Source organism: Streptacidiphilus alkalitolerans, from assembly GCF_042511045.1.
Lineage (GTDB): Bacteria > Actinomycetota > Actinomycetes > Streptomycetales > Streptomycetaceae > Streptacidiphilus > Streptacidiphilus alkalitolerans.
Map to the genome: position 1 here is coordinate 44,073 of NZ_JBHEZX010000029.1, position 16,275 is coordinate 60,347.

9 protein-coding genes are annotated in these 16,275 nt (G+C 72.1%); 1 reads left to right on the top strand and 8 read right to left on the bottom strand.

What is annotated here, in order from left to right; all coding sequences use genetic code 11:
• Positions 1-293: 293 nt before the first annotated feature.
• The 8 genes from ACEZDG_RS36910 to ACEZDG_RS36945 all read right to left on the bottom strand — a co-directional run bounded on the left by ACEZDG_RS36910 (position 294) and on the right by ACEZDG_RS36945 (position 13,300).
• Complete coding sequence (locus ACEZDG_RS36910) at positions 294-650, bottom strand: helix-turn-helix domain-containing protein (RefSeq protein WP_380519154.1); 357 nt, start codon at positions 648-650, stop codon at positions 294-296.
• Between the two features lie 191 nt (positions 651-841).
• Entirely contained in the window at positions 842-1,372 is a 531-nt protein-coding gene (locus ACEZDG_RS36915) for a CinA family protein (RefSeq protein WP_380519155.1), read from the bottom strand.
• Positions 1,369-1,917: a CDP-diacylglycerol--glycerol-3-phosphate 3-phosphatidyltransferase gene (gene pgsA / locus ACEZDG_RS36920; RefSeq protein WP_380519192.1), complete on the bottom strand. Its 549-nt coding sequence runs from the start codon at positions 1,915-1,917 to the stop codon at positions 1,369-1,371. The genes ACEZDG_RS36915 and pgsA overlap by 4 nt, the downstream gene beginning before the upstream one ends.
• A 113-nt stretch (positions 1,918-2,030) precedes the next feature.
• Complete coding sequence (gene rimO, locus ACEZDG_RS36925; protein ID WP_380519157.1) at positions 2,031-3,566, bottom strand: 30S ribosomal protein S12 methylthiotransferase RimO; 1,536 nt, start codon at positions 3,564-3,566, stop codon at positions 2,031-2,033.
• Between the two features lie 73 nt (positions 3,567-3,639).
• Positions 3,640-4,416, bottom strand: coding sequence for a helix-turn-helix domain-containing protein (locus ACEZDG_RS36930; protein ID WP_380519159.1), 777 nt, complete (start codon positions 4,414-4,416; stop codon positions 3,640-3,642).
• A 162-nt stretch (positions 4,417-4,578) separates the two neighbouring features.
• Positions 4,579-7,383 carry a DNA translocase FtsK gene (locus tag ACEZDG_RS36935; protein ID WP_380519160.1) on the bottom strand — a complete coding sequence of 935 codons (2,805 nt, stop codon included), beginning with the start codon at positions 7,381-7,383 and terminating at the stop codon, positions 4,579-4,581.
• 87 nt (positions 7,384-7,470) lie between these two features.
• On the bottom strand, positions 7,471-8,265 hold the full coding sequence (locus ACEZDG_RS36940) for a response regulator (protein ID WP_380519162.1): 795 nt from the start codon (positions 8,263-8,265) through the stop codon (positions 7,471-7,473).
• A gap of 355 nt (positions 8,266-8,620) precedes the next feature.
• Positions 8,621-13,300, bottom strand: coding sequence for a HAMP domain-containing protein (locus ACEZDG_RS36945; protein WP_380519164.1), 4,680 nt, complete (start codon positions 13,298-13,300; stop codon positions 8,621-8,623).
• Positions 13,301-13,539: 239 nt separating this feature from the next.
• Between ACEZDG_RS36945 and ACEZDG_RS36950 the strand changes: the two genes are divergently transcribed.
• Positions 13,540-16,206, top strand: coding sequence for a SpoIIE family protein phosphatase (locus ACEZDG_RS36950; RefSeq protein WP_380519166.1), 2,667 nt, complete (start codon positions 13,540-13,542; stop codon positions 16,204-16,206).
• Positions 16,207-16,275 lie beyond the last annotated feature (69 nt).

Genomic DNA, 16,275 nt, shown 5'->3' on the forward strand with positions numbered 1-16,275 from the left:
ACATCAGGCCGACCCCGCTCCTGGCGCTCAGCACCCCGGCGAACAGCGCGCCCCAGCAGCCGAGGGTGCACAGCAGGGCGAGCGCCCACAGCAGCGGGCTGCGGTGCGGAAGCCGTTCGGGGACCCGGAGCCGTCTGATGGCACACCACCGCCTGCCTCGTGCGGGGACAGAAATGCCATCCTAGCCATTTATCGACAAATGCCGCCTGGCGTAGCAGTGCGCCGGCGCCCGGCCCCGAGGGGCGGACACCGGCGCACGGCCGACTGGAGCTGTTGGGCGGCGGTCGGACCGGTCAGGCCGCGACGACGTCCATCGCACTGGTCTTGGGGACCAGGGACGGCATCCGCTCGGGGCCGCCCGAAGGCACCGGCACCGGTTCGACCAGGACCGGGCGCACCGGATCCCCGGCCGCCAGCTCGGCGAGCGACAGTTCGTCGCTGACCTCGCGCATCACCTCGGACATGCGTACGTCCAAGGCGTCGCAGATCGCGGAAAGCAGCTCGGAGGATGCTTCCTTCTGGCCTCGTTCCACCTCGGACAGGTAGCCGAGGGAAACCCGCGCCGAAGCAGAGACCTCGCGCAGGGTGCGGCCCTGGCGCTGGCGCTGCCGACGCAGTACGTCACCCAACAGACGACGGAGCAGGATCATCGGTGGCTCCCTCCTTGGACCGCGGCTCGAGACGTCACTGCCCCACCGTACCGCTTGGCCCGCGTCGCGTGCGGGGAGCCCGGTCGTGTTCACTCTGGGCTGTATCCATGGCCCCTCCCCTGCTGTTCGCGGTATGGCCGCTGGAACTTCCCGATCCGTCACTTGTCCTATTCCCGGTGGGACCACCCTCACTAACCCTCCGGACCTCGACTTCTGTTCGAACGCAGGGCCTCGCTCAGCAGACCGAGCGCGGCCTCCACCGTTCTGCGTCGGATTGTGGCACGCCCCGGTGTCAACCGAAGCGAAGAGCCGAATAGTCCCTCAGGTCCGGCGACGGCCAGGTACACGGTGCCCACCGGCTGCCCGTCCTGGGGGTCAGGACCCGCCACCCCGGTGGTGGCGACCCCGTAGTCGGCGCCCATCAGCCGCCGCACGCCCTCGGCCATCCCGGCCGCGACCTGCGGGTCCACCGCGCCCTTGGCGGCCAGCAGGGCGGTGTCCACACCCAGCACCGAGCCCTTGAGCTCGGTGGCGTAGGCGGTGACCGAGCCCCGGAAGGCCCGGGAGGCGCCGGGAACCGCGACGAACTCGGCCGCCAGCAGCCCGCCGGTCAGCGACTCGGCGACGGCCACGGTGGCGCCGGCCCGTACCAGCGCCTCCAGTACGGCCTCAGCGCCCGCGGGCGGCCCGCCGGGGCTGCTCGGGCCGTTCGGGCCGCTCACGGGGTCGCGGCCCGCTCACGGGCAAGCCCGGCCCGGCGCAGCGTCACGGCCTGGCGGACGTAGTCGACGCCGGTGACCACGGTCAGCAGCACGGCCAGCAGCATCAGCCAGAACCGGGCGGTGGCCAGCGGACCGGTGAGTTCCAGCACGTACATGCCCACCGCGATGCCCTGGGTCAGTGTCTTGATCTTGCCGCCGCGGCTGGCCGGGATCACCCCGTGCCGGATCACCCAGAACCTGAGCAGTGTGATTCCGATCTCACGGACCAGGATCACCACGGTCATCCACCAGGGCAGGTCGCCCAGCGCCGAGAGGGCGACCAGCGCGGTGCCCATGATCGCCTTGTCCGCGATCGGGTCGGCGATCTTGCCGAAGTCGCTGACCAGGTCCATCCGCCGGGCCAGCTCGCCGTCGAACAGATCGGTGATCATCGCGATGGCGAAGGAGGCCCAGGCCACCGCGCGCCACTTGGGGTCGTGGCCGCCGTCCGCCAGCAGCAGCGCGGCGAAGACCGGGACGATCAGCAGCCGCAGCATGGTGAGCATGTTGGGGATGTTCCACAGCCCCGGCTCGGCCCGCACCGGCGCCGGCAGCGCCTCGGGCACAGGGTCCGCGCGCTTCTCCGCGGCCCCTCTGCCGCCCCCCTCGGCGCCCTGGATCACGCCCCCACCCCGGCTGCCGAGCCGGCCAGGCCGATCTGCTCCGCGATCAGGTCGACCCCTTCGCTCGCCACGACCTTGGCCTCGACCAGGTCGCCGACCTTCACACCTTCGAGCGACCCGGTCAACGAGGTGATGCCGTCGGTCTCCGGCGCCTGGTGGTCGGCCCGGCCGAGCACCGAGCCGTCCTCGTCCTCGTCGATCGACTCGACCAGCACGGTCACCGTGCTGCCGACCCGCTCCTCGGCCCGCTGGGCGGTCATCTCCTCGGCCAGCCGGCTGATCTTGGCCAGCCGCTCGGCGACCACGTCCTCGTCCAGCTTGCCCTGGTAGGTCGCGGCCTCGGTGCCGTCCTCGTCGGAGTAGCCGAACACGCCGATGGCGTCGAGCCGGGCGTGGGTGAGGAACCGTTCCAGCTCGGCCAGGTCCGCCTCGGTCTCGCCGGGGAAGCCGACGATGAAGTTGGAGCGGGCGCCGGCCTCGGGGGCCTTGGCCCGGATCTCCTCCAGCAGGCCGAGGAAGCGGTCGGTGTCGCCGAAGCGGCGCATCCGGCGCAGCACGTTCGGCGCGGAGTGCTGGAACGAGAGGTCGAAGTAGGGCACCACCTTCGGGGTGCCGGTCAGCACCTCGATCAGGCCGGGGCGCATCTCGGCCGGCTGCAGGTAGCTGACCCGGATCCGCTCGATGCCGTCGACCGCGGCCAGCTCCGGCAGCAGCGTCTCCAGCAGCCGGATGTCGCCCAGGTCCTTGCCGTAGGAGGTGTTGTTCTCGCTGACCAGCATCACCTCGCGGACCCCCTGCTCGGCCAGCCAGCGGGTCTCGTTGAGCACGTCCGAGGGGCGGCGGGAGAGGAAGGAGCCGCGGAAGGAGGGGATCGCGCAGAAGGAGCAGCGGCGGTCGCAGCCCGAGGCCAGCTTCACCGAGGCGACCGGGCTGTCGTCCAGGCGGCGGCGCAGCACCCGCGGTCCTGAGACCGGGGCCAGGCCCTCCGGCAGGTCGGCGATCGGGGTCTCGGCGGGCTCCTGGACCCCGGCGGCCCCAGCGGCCCCGGCGGCCGGGCCGTGGCCCGGGGTGGCGACCGCGCCGTCCTCGGCGGCCCGCTGCCGCTCCACCGGGCTCAGCGGGAGCAGCTTGCGCCGGTCCCGGGGGGCGTGCGAGACGTGCTTGCCGCCGGCCAGGATGTTCTGCAGCCGGTCGGTGATGTCGAGGTAGTCGTCGAAGCCGAGGATGGCGTCGGCCTCCGGCAGGGCCTCGGCCAGCTCCTTGCCGTAGCGCTCGGCCATGCAGCCGACCGCGACCACGGCCTGGGTGCGGCCGTGGCCCTTGAGGTCGTTGGCCTCCAGCAGGGCGTCGACCGAGTCCTTCTTGGCGGCCTCGACGAAGCCGCAGGTGTTCACCACCGCGACGTCGGCGTCCGCCGCGTCGTCGACCAGCTCCCACCCGTCGGCCTCCAGCCGCCCGGCGAGTTCCTCGGAATCCACCTCGTTGCGGGCGCATCCGAGCGTGACAAGGGCGACTGTGCGGCGTGGGGACATGACGCCAAGATTACCGAGGTTTTGACGCGGGTGACGCGAAGGGGTCACGAGGGGGTGTCCGAGGCGTACGGGATCACCCGGCCTGCGGGTCGCCGGGGGTGTAGCTGGCGTTCACGACCTGCCCGTCGGTACCGGCCTTGCCGAGGTCCTTGCCGTTCACCCAGAGGTGCGCCGCGCCGCCGTCGCCGTAGACCACCTGGAGCTGCTTGAGGTCGGTGAAGGTCTTGGAGGCGCCCTTGGCGAGGATGTTGCGGAACAGGGTCTGGCCCTTGCTGTTCTTCACCAGCAGCCAGGTGTTGCCGCTGTCCGCGCTGACCTTGAGGGTGACCCGGCCGGCCGGGGCCGCCGCGATCGCGCTGGCGCGCGGGGCCGGGGGCTTCGCCGCGGCCGAGGGCGCGGCCGTCGAGGTGGCGCTGGGCAGCACCGCCGCCTGCGCGTCCGGCGTCTTGTCCTTGCCGCCGACCAGGTTGAAGCCGATCACCGCGACCACCACGATGATCGCCGCGACCATCGCCCCGGTCCAGTTCGGACGGCGGCGCTCGGGGCGGATCCGCTCGGTGTCGAAGATCGGGACCGGCCGGGACGCCGAGGGGGCGCCGCCGTGGGCCGCGTCGTAGCGCGCGACCAGGGCGTCGCCGTCGGCGCCGACCACCCGGGCGATCGCCCGGATGTGCCCGCGGGCGTAGAAGTCACCCCCGCAGCGGCTGAAATCGTCCTCCTCGACGGAGTGAATGATGGGAACCCGGACCCGGGTCTCCGCACTGACTTCCTCGACCGTCAGTTCGGCAGCAGTACGTGCACTGCTGAGTACCTGTCCGATGGAGGGCTGCGGGGACGTTCCGACGGTCACTAGTACGCCTTTCGAGCGGAGGATCCCAGTCTATGGGGGCACCCCGAGCAGGCATCAACCTGAATACCGCCGAAGTGGTGACGAATGGTCAGGATGTCCCGTGTCCACTCCCCCTACCCCTCGATAACGGGGCTACACGGAACCCGATGCGCCCGCTTCCGGTCATTCCCCCCGGAGGGTGATCAGCACCCCGTCCAGCTCGTCGGGCTGGATCAGCACGTCCCGTGCCTTGGACCCCTCGGTGGGTCCGACGATGCCCCGGGACTCCATCAGGTCCATCAGTCGGCCCGCCTTGGCGAAGCCCACCCGCAGCTTGCGCTGCAGCATCGAGGTGGAGCCGAACTGGGTGGAGACGACCAGCTCGGCGGCCTGGACCAGCAGGTCCATGTCGTCGCCGATCTCCTCGTCGATCTCCTTCTTCGGGGCGGAGCCGACCGTGACGTCGCCCCGGTACTGGGTCTCGGCCTGCGCCTTGCAGTGCTGGACGACGGCCTCGATCTCCTCCTCGGTGACGAAGGCGCCCTGCATCCGGGTCGGCTTGCCCGCGCCCATCGGCAGGAACAGCGCGTCGCCCCGGCCGATCAGCTTCTCCGCGCCGGGCTGGTCCAGGATGACCCGGCTATCGGCCAGCGAGGAGGTCGCGAAGGAGAGCCGGGACGGGACGTTGGCCTTGATCAGGCCGGTCACCACGTCCACGCTGGGCCGCTGGGTGGCCAGCACCAGGTGGATCCCGGCGGCCCGGGCCAGCTGGGTGATCCGGACGATGGAGTCCTCCACGTCGCGCGGGGCGACCATCATCAGGTCGGCCAGCTCGTCCACGATCACCAGCAGGTACGGGTACGGCTCCAGCACCCGCTCGCTGCCCAGCGGCGGCTGCGCCTTGCCCGAGCGCACCGCCCGGTTGAAGTCGTCGACGTGGCGGAAGCCGAAGGCGGCCAGGTCGTCGTAGCGCAGGTCCATCTCGCGGACCACCCACTGCAGCGCCTCGGCGGCCTTCTTGGGGTTGGTGATGATCGGCGTGATCAGGTGCGGGACGCCCTCGTAGGCGGTCAGTTCGACCCGCTTGGGGTCGACCAGCACCAGCCGGACCTCCTCCGGGGTGGCCCGCATCAGGATCGAGGTGATCAGGCAGTTGATGCAGGAGGACTTGCCCGCCCCGGTCGCCCCGGCCACCAGGATGTGCGGCATCTTCGCCAGGTTGGCCACGCTGGTCTGGCCCTCGACGTCCTTGCCCATGCCGACCAGCATCGGGTGCGGGTCGTTGGTGGCGATCGGCGAGCGCAGCAGGTCGCCGAGGTTGACCATCTCCCGGTCGGTGTTGGGGATCTCGATGCCGACCGCGGACTTGCCCGGGATCGGGCTGATGATCCGGACGTCCGGGCTGGCCACCGCGTAGGCGATGTTGCGGGCCAGCGCGGTGATCCGCTCCACCTTGACGGCGAGGCCGAGTTCGACCTCGTAGCGGGTGACGGTCGGCCCCCGGGTGAAGCCGGTGACCGCGGCGTCCACCTTGAACTCGGAGAAGACATTGGTGAGCGCGGCCACCACGTCGTCGTTGGCCTTGCTGCGGGTCTTGCCGGGGCCGCCCCTGGCCAGCAGCTCGGGCGGGGGCAGCTGGTAGGTGCTGTCCGAGGGCAGCCGCAGCTGCTCGGAGCGCAGCGGCGGGATGCCCTCGGCGGGCTCCTCCGCCGCCGGCGGCTCCTTGACCAGGGACGGCGCGGGCTCGGCCGGTTCCGGCTCGACAGGCTCCGCCCCGGCCGGGGCGGCCGGGGTGTCCTCGCGGCGGGCGGCCGGGACCGCCCCGCTGTCCTCGGACGACGCGGGGTCGCCGAGGGGGGTGCGGTCCCTGACCCGGTTCATCATGTCGGCGAGCGCGGAGGAGGGCTGCACGCCGTGCAGCAGCGCCCCGTCCAGGTCCGCCGCGGCGGCGGCGGCCACGTCGATGGCGTCCAGGTCGCCGCGCGGACGGTCGGGCGGGGCCGCCGGGCCCGGGTTGCGGCGCGGACGGCGGCGGCGCGGGGCCACCGCGCCCTCCTGCTCCAGCCGCTCGCGCTTGGCCAGCAGCGCGGCGCGCTCGGCGGGGGTGCCCGGTTCGCCCTCGAAGTCGGTGACGAAGCCCAGGCCGTCGAACCCGTCGTCCTCGAAGTCCTCGGCGTCGGAATCCCGTTCCGGGCGCTGCCGTTCGACCAGGGACAGCTTCTCGCCGAGCAGCCGGAGCCGCTGCGGGATCTGGTTGACCGGGGTGGCGGTGACCACCAGCAGGCCGAAGAAGGTGACCAGCAGCAGCAGCGGCACCGCCAGCGCCGGTCCGGCCGCGGCCATCAGCGGACGGGAGGCGGCCAGGCCGATCAGTCCGCCGGCGCCCCGGATCAGGCTCGCGCCGGCGTGCAGGCCCGGCGCGCCGCAGCCGATGTGCACCAGGCCGAGCACGCCGATGCTCAGCGCCCCCAGGCCGATGACGATCCGTCCGTTGGCGTCGGGCTGTTCCGGATGCCGCATCAGCCGTACCGCGACGGCGGCGAGCAGTATCGGCACCACCACCGACAGCCGGCCGAACGCGCCCTTGACCACATTGGTGACGCCGATGGCGAGCCAGCCCTGCGGATCCGACCAGGACCCGGCCGCGACCAGCAGCGCCAGCGCGAGCAGCAGCAGCGCCAGCCCGTCCTTGCGGTGCGCCGGGTGCAGTCCCTTGGCGCCGTCGCCGACGCCGCGCGCTATGGCGCCGACACCGTGCGCCATGCCCAGCCAGGTGCCGCGCACCGCGCGGTAGGGCAGCGGCTTGGGCGGAGCCGGGGGCTTGGCCGCGGCCTTCTTCGCCGGAGCGGCCTTCTTGGCCTGCGCCGGCGCCTTCTTGGCGGGCGCGGCCTTCTTCGCCGGGGCCTTCTTCACAGGGCCGGCGGCAGCTTTTTTCGCCGTCCCCGCGCTACGGGTACCCGAACCGCTGCCGGACATGCGTGTGGCCATGCGGCTCAGGTTACCGGTGGCGGCTCAGCCGCAACACGTGTCGCGCCTGCTTGCCGCGGTCGTGTCGGCGGAATCCCTGTCCCGCAGTCAGTTCCCGGGCGTCGCGGCGCTGCTGCCGCTCCCCGACGGCGCCCCGGGCTCCAGCGCGTCCAGCGCCCGGCGCAGCCCGGAGAGCTTGCGCTCCAGGTGGGTGGCCGTGGCCACGGCGGCCGGGTCGGCGGACTCGTCCAGCTGCTTGGTCAGGGCCTCGGCCTGCTCCTCGACCGCCGCCAGCCGGGCCGAGAGCTCGGCTAGCAGGCCGCCGGCCGGGGCGCCGCGGCGGGCCGGGGCGGTGCCGTCGGCGTGGCCGTTGCTGCCCGCCGGGACGCCGGTGCCGGCGTCCAGTTGCAGCCGCAGCAGCGCCGCCTGCTCCTTGAGCTGGCAGTTCTTCATGTACAGCTCGACGAAGACGGAGACCTTGGCGCGCAGCACCCAGGGGTCGAACGGCTTGGAGATGTAGTCCACCGCCCCGGCGGCGTAGCCGCGGAAGGTGTGGTGCGGGCCGTGGTTGATCGCGGTCAGGAAGATGATCGGGATGTCACGGGTGCGCTCGCGCCGCTTGATGTGCGCCGCGGTCTCGAAGCCGTCCATGCCGGGCATCTGCACATCCAGCAGGATCACCGCGAAGTCGTCGGTGAGCAGCGCCTTCAGCGCCTCCTCGCCGGAGGCCGCGCGGACCAGGGTCTGGTCCAGTGCGGAAAGGATCGCCTCCAGCGCGAGCAGGTTCTCCGGCCGGTCGTCGACCAGGAGGATCTTGGCCTTCTGCACCTTGGCCTGCCCTCCTCGCCCCGTGACGCCTGCGCTCGTCGTGTTGGCACTGCTGCTCGTGCTCGTCACGGTCATGCTAGCCGCACCTCACTGCCTGCCACCCACACCACCGTCAATCCTCGCCCCAAAAAGCAGATCCGGATACGGCCTCCCGGTCACCCAACCGATATCGTCGGCGACGCCGAGTGACCTTATCCGGTTCCGCCGCGCAGCTGCCACCACCCCGCCGAGTGGGTACAGGGTGTGGCCGAACCGCCGCAGGCTGTCCCCCACGCATGCCCCGGAAGCGGGTTCCGGAACCTGTTACCGCCGATTGTCGCCGCAGCAGCCGCGCAGAGCGGGACGGATCAGCCCCCGGGCCGCCGCGGGCTGGACGGTTGTCCTCCGCCGACGGCTGCCGGGAGCTGATCCGGTCACCGGCCGATTCCGGTCACCGGCCGCGGGCCAGCAGCCAGTGCTCCATGACCGCCAGCAGGTGGTCGGTGTCGACCGGCTTGGTGACGTGGTCGGAGGCCCCGGCGTCCAGGCTCTTCTCCTTGTCGCCCTTCATCGCCTTGGCGGTCAGCGCGATGATCGGCAGGCCGGTGAACTGCGGCATCCGCCGGATCGCCTCGGTGGTCGCGTACCCGTCCATCTCGGGCATCATGATGTCCATCAGCACCACCGCGACGTCCTCGTGCTGCTCCAGGACCTCGATCCCCTCCCGGCCGTTCTCCGCGTACAGCACGGTGAGGCCGTACTGCTCGAGGACGCTGGTCAGCGCGAAGACATTGCGGATGTCGTCGTCGACGATCAGCACCTTCTCGCCCTCGAAGTAGCCGCCGAACGGGCCCGCCGCCGGGGTGCCGTCCGCCGCCGCGACCGCGGGCGGGGCCTCCGGCTCCGCCTGCGGGGCCGGCTGCTCGAGCTGCCCGTTCTGCGGCCGCCCGTTCTGCCGCCCGCGCTCCCGGACCTGCGGCAGCAGCCCGGACAGCGAGGCCGAGCGCCGCCGGGCCAGCGCCGCCTCGCGCACCTCGTCGGCCCACTGCTGCGCCGGGCTGCCGGTGACCACCGGCAGGGCCCGGCCCCAGGCGTCCACCAGGTGCGGCTCCGGCAGGCCGGAGCCGTCCTGGTCGGACTGGCCGGAATCCATCGGCAGGAACAGGGTGAAGGTGCTGCCGTGGCCCAGTTCGCTCTCGGAGTGGATCTCGCCGCCGAGCAGCCGGGCGATCTCCCGGCTGATCGAGAGCCCGAGCCCGGTGCCGCCGTACTTGCGGCTGGTGGTGCCGTCGGCCTGCTTGAACGCCTCGAAGATCTCGCGGAGCTTGTTCTGCGGGATCCCGATGCCGGTGTCGGTGACCGAGAAGGCGATCAGCGGCTCCTCCGGGTCGCGGATCGCGCCCGACTCCAGCAGCTGCTCCTGGATGTGCTGCGGCACCTGCCGTCGGCCCGGGCCGCTGCCGACCGGCTGGATCAGCAGTTCGACCGCACCGGAGTCGGTGAACTTCACCGCGTTGGAGAGCAGGTTCCGCAGCACCTGCTGCAGCCGCTGCTCGTCGGTGTGCAGGGTGACCGGCAGCTCCGGCGAGACCTCGACCGCGAAGTCCAGGCCCTTGTCCGCGGTGAGCGGCCGGAAGGTCGCCTCGACGTAGTCGACCAGCTGGACCAGGGCGATCCGGGCCGGACGGACGTCCATCTTGCCCGCCTCGACCTTGGAGAGGTCCAGGATGTCGTTGATCAGCTGCAGCAGGTCGGATCCCGCGCCGTGGATGGTCTCGGCGAACTCGACCTGCTTGGGGCTGAGGTTGCCCTCGGCGTTGTCGGTGAGCAGTTTGGCCAGGATCAGCAGCGAGTTGAGCGGGGTGCGCAGCTCGTGCGACATGTTGGCCAGGAACTCCGACTTGTAGCGCGAGGAGAGGGCGAGCTGCTCGGCGCGCTCCTCCAGCACCTGCCGCGCCTCCTCGATCTCGGAGTTCTTGATCTCGATGTCGCGGTTCTGGGTGGCGAGCAGCTCCGCCTTCTCCTCCAACTCGGCGTTGGAACGCTGCAGTTCCTCCTGCCGGGCCTCCAACTCGGCCGAGCGCATCGAGAGTTCGGCGGTGAGCCGCTGCGACTCCAGCAGCAGTCCCTCGGTCTTGGTGTTGACCGAGATGGTGTTGACGGTGACCCCGATCATCTCGGCGATCTGGTCCAGGAAGTCCAGGCTGACGTTGTTGAAGCTGTTGAACGAGGCCAGCTCGATGACCCCGAGCAGCCTGCCCTCGAACAGCACCGGCATCACGATGATGTTCACCGGGGCGGCCTCGCCCAGCCCGGAGGCAATCTTGAGGTACCCGGGCGGGGCGGATTTCAGCAGGATCGGCCGCTTCTCCACCGCCGCCTGCCCGATCAGCGACTCACCGGGACGGAAGGTGGTCGGCATGGCCCGCCGCTGGTAGCCGTAGGAGCCGATCAGCCGCAGGATCAGGTCGCCGTCGTCCTCCTCCTCCGGGACCAGCTCCGGCGGCCTGCTGCCGGGCTGGGCCAGGAAGAACGCGCCGTGCTGGGCCGAGACCACCGGGGTCAGCTCGCTCATGATCAGCGAGGCGACCGCCTCCAGGTCGCGGCGGCCCTGCATCAGCCCGGAGATCCGGGCCAGGTTGGTCTTCAGCCAGTCCTGCTCCTGGTTGGTACGGGTGGTCTCGCGCAGGTTGGCGATCATCTGGTTGATGTTGTCCTTGAGCTCGTCGAGCTCCCCGGACGCGTCCACGTCGATCCGCAGGCTGAGGTCGCCCCTGGTCACCGCGGTGGCCACCTGGGCGATGGCGCGGACCTGCCGGGTCAGGTTCCCGGCCAGCTCGTTCACCGACTCGGTGAGGTCCTGCCAGGTCCCGGCCACGCCCGGCACCCGGGCCTGGCCGCCCAGCCGTCCGTCCGTGCCGACCTCGCGGGCGACCCGGGTGACCTCGTCGGCGAAGGCCGAGAGCTGGTCGACCATGGTGTTGATGGTGGTCTTGAGCTCCAGGATCTCGCCGCTCGCGTCGACGTCGATCTTCTTGGTCAGGTCGCCCTTGGCGACGGCCGTGGTGACCTGGGCGATGTTGCGGACCTGCCCGGTCAGGTTGTTGGCCATCAGGTTGACGTTGTCGGTCAGGTCCTTCCAGATCCCGCCGACCCCGGCCACCCGGGCCTGGCCGCCCAGCCGCCCCTCGGTGCCGACCTCGCGGGCCACCCTGGTGACCTCGTCGGCGAAGGCCGAGAGCTGGTCGACCATGGTGTTCAGGGTGTCGGCCAGGGCGGCGACCTCGCCCTGGGCCTCGATGGTGATCTTCTTGGACAGGTCGCCGCCGGCCACCGCGGTGGCCACCTGGGCGATGTTGCGCACCTGGAAGGTCAGGTTGGAGGCCATGAAGTTCACGTTCTCGGCCAGGTCGCGCCAGATCCCGGAGACGCCCTTGACCCGGGCCTGGCCGCCGAGGATGCCCTCGGTGCCGACCTCGCGGGCCACCCGGGTCACCTCGTCGGCGAACACCGACAGCTGGTCGACCATGGTGTTGACGGTGGTGACCAGCTCCAGGATCTCGCCCCGGGCCGAGACGGTGATCTTCTTGGACAGGTCGCCCCGGGCGACCGCGGTGGTCACCTCGGCGATGTTGCGGACCTGGCCGGTCAGGTTGTTGGCCATGAAGTTGACGTTGTCGGTCAGGTCCTTCCAGGTGCCGGAGACCCCCGGGACCAGGGCCTGACCGCCCAGGGTGCCTTCGGTGCCGACCTCGCGGGCGACCCGGGTGACCTCGTCGGCGAAGGCGGACAGCTGGTCGACCATGGTGTTCAGGGTGGTCTTCAGGCCCAGGATCTCGCCGCGGGCGTCGACCGTGATCTTCTGCGACAGGTCGCCCCTGGCCACCGCGGTGGCCACCTGGGCGATGTTGCGGACCTGGCCGGTCAGGTTCCCGGCCATGAAGTTCACGTTGTCGGTCAGGTCCCGCCACACCCCGGCCGCGCCGGGCACCATCGCCTGGCCGCCCAGGATGCCGTCGGTGCCGACCTCGCGGGCCACCCTGGTGACCTGCTCGGCGAAGCCGGAGAGCTGGTCGACCATGGTGTTGATGGTGGTCTTCAGTTCGAGGATCTCGCCGCGGGCGTCGACCTCGATGGTCTGCGACAGGTCGCCGCGGGCGACCGCCGTGGTCACCTGGGCGATGTTGCGCACCTGGACGGTCAGGTTGGTCGCCATCAGGTTGACGTTGTCGGTCAGGTCCTTCCAGGTCCCGGCCACGCCGGGGACGGTGGCCTGGCCGCCGAGCCGGCCCTCGGTGCCCACCTCGCGGGCCACCCGGGTCACCTCCGAGGCGAAGCCGGAGAGCTGGTCCACCATGGTGTTGACGGTGTTCTTCAGCTCCAGCATCTCGCCCGCGACATGCACGGTGACCTTGTTGGAAAGATCACCCTTGGCGACCGCCGTGGTCACCAGCGCGATGTCGCGGACCTGCGCGGTCAGCCGGCTGGCCATCATGTTGACCGAGTCGGTGAGGTCCTTCCAGCTGCCGGACACCCCGCGCACCCGGGCCTGGCCGCCGAGCTTTCCCTCGGTGCCGACCTCGATGGCCACCCGGGTCACCTCGTCGGTGAACTCCGACAGCGAGGACACCAGCCCGTTGACCGTGCGGCCGACCTTGAGGAACTCGCCGCGCAGCGGATGCGTGCCCCCGTCCGGGCCGATCGCGCGCAGCTCCATCCGCTGGTCCAGGTCGCCCTCGGCGATCGAGCCGAGCACCCGGCCGACCTCGGCCATCGGCCGGGCCAGGTCGTCGATCAGGGCGTTGGAGTTGTCGACGGCGGCGCCCCAGGCGCCCTCGCCGGCCCCGGCCTCCAGCCGCTCGGAGAGCCGGCCCTCCCGCCCGACCGCGCGTCTGACCCTGGCGAGCTCGCCGGTGAGGTGCTGGTTGCGCTCGGCGATCTCATTGAAGACCGCCGCGACCTCGGCCATCACCGAGTCGCCGGGGACGGTCATCCGCCTGCGGAAGTTGCCGTCGCGCATGGCTGTCAGCGCGGAGAGCAGCTTGCGCAGGTCCGCCGCGTCCGCGCCCCGGTTCCGGCGGCTCCTGCTGCCGCGGGCCGCTGCCGTTGCTGTCGCCCTGCCTGAATCCACCGGGGTCCCTCCAGAGTCGCCGACCGGCGGGCCGCCGCGCACGGACCCGGTAGCTTGCTTTCCGGAGCGCGCTCAGCGGTGCCGTCGTCCTGTACTCCACAATCTAGCGACCCCCGGGGGTTGCGTGAGGGGTGGCGCGGGGTATCGGCTTGCCGATCGGGCACAGTGGGGTGCCCGTCATAAGTAACCTCATGGGCTCGGGGCCGTTGTGCCCAGCACAGGAACAGAGGGAGTCACTCGTGGTCACCGCGCGGGCAACCGCCACGTTCGAGCCGGTCGTCCGCTCCGTGGCGTCCGCGCGCGGTTTCGTCCGGGACACCCTGCAGGGCTGGGGCTTCTCCGAGGTCGTGGACGATGCGGTGGTGCTGGTCAGCGAGCTGGTGACCAATGCCGTGGTGCACGCGGGGACCGCCGCCGAAGTGGTCTGCCTGCGCGACGAGAACGGGGTGCGGATCGAGGTCGCCGACCGCTATCCCAAGCGGATGGTGCCGCTGTACGACGGGGCGTTCGCCAGTACCGAGGACAACCGTCCGTTCGACGTCAGCCGGGCCGACCTGGAGCGCGAGGGCGGTCGCGGGCTGCTGCTCTGCGCGGCCCTCGCCACCCGCTGGGGCGTGGACTACGCGCCCGCGCACAAGCGGGTCTGGTTCCGGCTCGACCTGCCCGCCCGCGCCGCGGGCACCCGCTTCGCCGGCCCGGTCACCCCGGACGGGCTGCTCCCGGCCGCCGACTCCACGGTGCGGGTGGCCGTGCTCCAGGTCGACCCGGACGGCGTGGTGCAGAGCTGGAACCAGGACGCCGAATCGCTGTTCGACCTACCCGCGGAGCTGGTGGTCGGCAAGCCGCTGGGCTCCTTCGCGGCCTGGCCGCAGACCCCCGGCACCGGGCTCGGCCTGGACGAGGCGCTGCGGCTCTCGCGCTGGGAGGGCAGCTACGGGATGCGCTGCGGCGACGGCCGCACCATGCCGGTGTACGGCGCCCACCTGCGGGTCCGCAATACCGAGGGCACTCCCTCCACGGTCTGCCTGCTGGTCCGGGAGACCGAGCGCGCGGTGCTGCAGTCCCCGTTCCGGGGCCAGCCCGCCGACAGCACCTCCCCCGGCGCGCACGCCGAGACCGGGGTCGGCGGGCTGCAGTCCTTCGACGCCTTCATCGGCTCCCCGGCCCCCGACGACCTGGACGGACTGCTGCAGCGCACGGTCGAACGGGCGCGCGACATGCTGGACGGCGATGCCGCGTACCTGCTGCTGGCCACCGACGACGAGACCGAGCTGGAGGTCCGGGCCAGCTGCGGCCTGCCGTCCGGGCGGCAGCGGTTCGCCCGGGTGCCGGTGGAGGCGGGCGCGGGCCGCTACGGCTCGGCCCGGCTGCCTGCCGTCCACGACGACCTGACCGCGCAGCCGGGGGCGGTGCCGCTGCTCAGTGGGACCGGGCTGCGCTCGGTGGTGACCGTCCCGCTGAAGGTCGAGGGGCGGCTGACCGGCTCGCTCGGGGTGGCCGCGCAGGCCGCCGACCAGTACCGGAACCAGGACGCGCTGCGGCTGCAGTTCGCGGCGGACCGGATCGCGCTGGCGGTGGAGAGCGCCCGGCTGACCGAGCTGGAGCGGCTCCGCCGCGGTTCGCTCTCCTTCCTGGTGGAGGCCTCCGACCTGCTGGCCGGCACCCTGGAGCGGGACCAGACGCTGGCGCTGATGGCCCAGATGACCGTGCCCACCCTGGCCGCCTGGTGCGCCGTCTACACCATCTCCGAGCAGTCGGCGCCGGAGCTGGCGTTCGTCCTGCACGAGGACGAGGACCAGATCGACGGGCTGCGGGCGCTGCTGGCGCAGATCCCGCCGCCCGAACCGCTGAACACCCCCGGCGCCCGGAACTGGCCCGCGCCCGCCGAGGCCGCGCACGACGCCGCGATGCGGGTCTCGCTGCGCAGCCTGGGCCGCGGCGGCACCACCCGGCCGACCCCCGGCTCCGGACCGGCCACCGCGCTGGCCACGGCGCTGACCGTGGGCGGCGAGACCGTGGTGCTGCCGCTGGTCGCCAGGAACCGGGTGATCGGCATGCTGACCCTGGGCAAGGCCGCGGACGAGAAGTTCCGCCGGGAGATCCTGGAGCTGGCCGAGGACCTGTCCCGCCGGGCGGCGCTGGCGCTGGACAACGCCCGGCTCTACTCCGAGCGCACCGCGATCAGCCGGGCGCTGCAGCGCAGCCTGCTGCCGCCGGACCTGCCCAAGGTCCCGGGCGTCGAGGTCGAGGTGATCTACCGGGCGGCCGGCGAGGGCAACGAGGTCGGCGGCGACTTCTACGACGTCTTCCCGATCCGCGAGGGCACCTACGGCTTCGCCATCGGCGACGTCTGCGGCACCGGCCCCGAGGCCGCCTCGGTGACCGGCCTGGCCCGGCACTCGCTGCGGCTGCTGGCCCGTGAGGGCCTGTCCGCCCCCGAGGTCCTGAAGCGGCTGAACGCGGCGATCCTGGACGAGGGCGCCCGCAGCCGCTTCCTGACGCTGCTGTACGGGGAGATGACGCCGCATCAGGACGGCACGGTGGAGCTGCGCTCGGTCTGCGCCGGACACCCGCTGCCGCTGCGGCTCCGCCCGGACGGCACGGTCTCGGCGGCGGCGGTGCCGCAGCCGCTGCTCGGAGTGATCGAGGAACTCGACCTGTTCGAGGAGACGGTGGTGCTCGACCCGGGCGACGTGCTGCTGTGCGTCACCGACGGGATCACCGAGCGGCGCGAGGGCTCGCGGATGCTCGGCGACGACGGCCTGGCCGAGGTACTGGCCGGCTGCACCGGCCTCACCGCCGGCGCGGTGGCGGCCCGGGTGCTGCGCGCGGTGGAACGGTTCGCCCCGGAGCCCGCCTCGGACGACATGGCCATCCTGGCCCTGCGGGTGCCGACCCAGCGCTAGGGGGTGTCTGACGGATCTCCGCGGCGTCGCGGCGCCCGGCACGCACGCTCGCCGCGTTGCCGAACCGCC